At 61.6% G+C, this 2408-nt stretch carries 3 protein-coding genes and 2 pseudogenes; all 5 read left to right on the top strand.

Annotated features, from left to right (window positions below; all coding sequences use genetic code 11):
* A pseudogene (locus RMO81_RS01600) lies at nt 1-504 on the top strand (helicase); the annotation flags it as partial.
* Nucleotides 501-653: pseudogene (locus RMO81_RS01595) on the top strand (S4 domain-containing protein); the annotation flags it as partial. The pseudogenes RMO81_RS01600 and RMO81_RS01595, both read left to right, overlap by 4 nt.
* Before the next feature lie 9 nt (nt 654-662).
* Nucleotides 663-851: a hypothetical protein gene (locus RMO81_RS01590; RefSeq protein ID WP_310473976.1), complete on the top strand. Its 189-nt coding sequence runs from the start codon at nt 663-665 to the stop codon at nt 849-851.
* A 62-nt stretch (nt 852-913) separates the two neighbouring features.
* Nucleotides 914-1252 (top strand): ferredoxin FdxA, encoded by a 339-nt coding sequence (gene fdxA / locus RMO81_RS01585; protein ID WP_310473975.1) that lies wholly within the window; start codon nt 914-916, stop codon nt 1250-1252.
* Nucleotides 1253-1594: 342 nt separating this feature from the next.
* Nucleotides 1595-2098: a CarD family transcriptional regulator gene (locus tag RMO81_RS01580; protein ID WP_310473973.1), complete on the top strand. Its 504-nt coding sequence runs from the start codon at nt 1595-1597 to the stop codon at nt 2096-2098.
* The last annotated feature ends 310 nt before the right edge of the window (nt 2099-2408 follow it).

Below are 2408 nucleotides of genomic sequence, written 5' to 3'. Positions count from 1 at the left end.
GCGTTGCTGCGCCCCGAACCGACGCGCTGGCGCCTGGCCCTGTGGGCGGTGGCCAGCGACCTGACCAGCCTGCCGCCGCTGCCGGCACCAGGCCGGGTCTCGCTGTCGGGTGAAGCCGTGGAAGCGCCTGCCAATGTGCTGCTGGTTGCCGGTTTCTGGCGGCTGGGCTGCGGCAAGGACTCCATCGCCGTGCGTATCGACATGGTGGATCGCCTGTCCCGCCATATTCACGGGCGCCGCGATGGCCGCGTCCCGTTCATGCCCGATCCGAACTGGGCCTCCACCCTCGGCCTGTCGCAGGATGGGCTGGCCCGGCTGCTGCGGGCGCTGGGCTATCGTCCGCGCCTGGTGGATGGCACGCCGCATTTTGCCTGGGCTGGGCCGCCACGACAGGGCCAGCGCCGCAGCGTTTCCGGTTCAACACACGCCGCCGATGCCATTCCCATGGTCAGGAGGAATGATGCATCACCTTTTGCCATCCTGGCCGGCATGCGGGGAGGGTGAATTTGGTCTACGGGGCAGGGTTGAGATTGGACAAATATCTTTGGTTTGCGCGCCTGTCGCCATCCCGATCCCACGCTCAGCACCTGTGTGAAAGCCGTAGACTGCGTATTGATGGCCGGGTGGTTGATCGCGCTTCGGCATTGGTCAGGCCAGGGGCAGTGCTCAGCTGGCCACGCGGTGATGATGTGATCGTGGTGCGGGTCGAAGGCTTGCCGGATCGCCGCGGGCCCTATGTGGAAGCCCGCGATTTCTACACCGATCTCAGCCCTGCGCGGGCGCCGATCAGCGCCGATGCCGCACTGGGTTGGCAAGATGCCCTCTTGCCAGAGGCCTTCGCCCTCGCCTAAGGCGCGAGTGTATAGTTTGCGGTATCCAGCCTCTTGGCCGCGACCGACATGAGGGGAAATATATGGCCTACGTCGTCACCGAAGCCTGCATCAAGTGCAAGTATATGGATTGCGTCGAAGTCTGTCCGGTGGACTGCTTCTACGAAGGCGAGACCATGGTGGTCATCAACCCCAACGAATGCATCGATTGCGGCGTGTGCGAACCGGAATGCCCGGCCGAAGCCATCCTGCCCGATACCGAGGGCGGTCTTGAAAAATGGATGGAGCTCAACGCAACCTATTCCGCCCAGTGGCCGAACATCACCATCAAGGGCGAAACCCCGGATGGTGCCGATTCGCACAAGGGCGAAGAGGGAAAATTTGACAAATATTTCACGCCGACCGCCGGCCAAGGCTCCTGAGAGCGTTCAGAATGGCGCCTTTCGGGCCTGAAAACGGCCTGAATTGAGACCTATTGACCCGAAACTGTCATTTTCTCGGGCGGGGCTGTCCTATTGCGTGGCAATTGTGACAAGTTTCTGATATAGCATCCTTGTGGTCGGCGGTGATGTGCCTCCGACCGGTTTCGCCGGTTCCGTCGTCGCAATCGCCAACCTGCAAGGCGGGCAACGGGCCAAGGTCATGCAAGACAGGCAGGCAGGCACGTCAATCGTTCGTCAGCAGCATCCCTGGCAGCGCCTTCGCGCACGCCGGCGCTGCTCGGCTGATACTGGCGGCCTGATATGGATAAGGATGCTGGATCAATGGCAATTGCCAAACCGCTCGGTTTCGAAGTCGGTGATTATGTCGTGTACCCCAAGCATGGCGTGGGGCGCGTGGTGGAAATCCAGAGCCAGCACATCGCTGGTGCAGCGCTTGATCTGTTCGTGCTGCGTTTCGAAAAAGAACGGATGACGCTGCGCGTTCCGACCAACAAGGCGGAAGGCGTCGGCATGCGCAAGTTGTCGAGCCAGGCCACCATGAACGAAGCGCTGACCACCCTGAAGGGCAAGCCGCGCATCAAGCGTACCATGTGGTCGCGCCGGGCCCAGGAATATGAAGCCAAGATCAATTCGGGCGATCTGGTGAGCATTGCCGAAGTGGTGCGCGATCTGCACCGCGCTGAAGATCAGCCGGAACAGAGCTATTCCGAACGGCAGATCTATGAAGCCGCGATCGGCCGCCTGGCCCGCGAACTGGCTGCGATGGAAAACATCGACGAGCCGACCGCCCAGCAGAAGATTGAACTGGTGCTCAAGGCCGCCTGAACCAGGCTGGTTTGACCGAACACGCGCCGACATTGGCGGGCTTGCCCCTCAATGTCGGCGTCTTCGTGTGCGGCGTTACCCTTTGGTCCAGCGGGTAGTGCATCAAGGCCACCATCATCGATGGGCTGAAGCGGATGGGGTTGCGCCGCCGATGCCTTTGTGTATTATTGCAACAATACACAAAGGAAGCTGTACCATGATCCGTCCCGCCCTGCTGATCCTCACTGCCCTTGCTGCCACCTCGGCCAACGCGGCCGAACGCCGTTTCAGTGCCACCGGTTTTGACAAGGTGGCCGTGAGCGGTTCCGAC

This window comes from Sandarakinorhabdus sp. (assembly GCF_031422795.1).
GTDB lineage: Bacteria > Pseudomonadota > Alphaproteobacteria > Sphingomonadales > Sphingomonadaceae > Sandarakinorhabdus.
This window is presented reverse-complemented; position numbering and strand designations above follow the sequence as displayed.